Source organism: Amycolatopsis echigonensis, from assembly GCF_014174495.1.
Lineage (GTDB): Bacteria > Actinomycetota > Actinomycetes > Mycobacteriales > Pseudonocardiaceae > Amycolatopsis > Amycolatopsis echigonensis.
Genome location: NZ_JACJHR010000285.1, coordinates 1 through 355, shown reverse-complemented (window position 1 = coordinate 355; position 355 = coordinate 1). Strand labels below are relative to the sequence as shown.

The 355-nt window shown below is 66.2% G+C and carries 1 protein-coding gene; it reads right to left on the bottom strand.

Going from position 1 to position 355, the window contains the following annotated elements:
• Positions 1–102: 102 nt before the first annotated feature.
• Positions 103–355, bottom strand: a 253-nt coding sequence (locus H5411_RS46790) for an AMP-binding enzyme (protein ID WP_416333311.1), incomplete at its 5' end; no start/stop codon positions are given.

Genomic DNA, 355 nt, shown 5'->3' with positions numbered 1-355 from the left:
CGTCACGCCGTCGAATTCGATCTTCAAGGCGCTGGGGGCACTCTCCATGCGCTCACCTCCTCCTCACAGTCGGCTACACCGCGAACTTCACGGCGCGGAAGGTCATTCGAGGGTCTCCACCTTCAACCGGCCGTCCGCGTAGTCCCCGCGCAGCACCTTCTTGTCGAACTTCCCGACGCTGGTGCGCGGGATCTCCTCGACGAAGGTCCACCGCTCGGGCAGCCACCACCGAGGCAGCTTGTCCGACAACCAGGATCGGAGTTCCCCCGGCGAGACGATCGCTCCCTCACGAAGGACGACGGCCGCCAGCGGACGTTCCTGCCAACGCTCGTCCGGTGCTGCGATGACCGCCGCT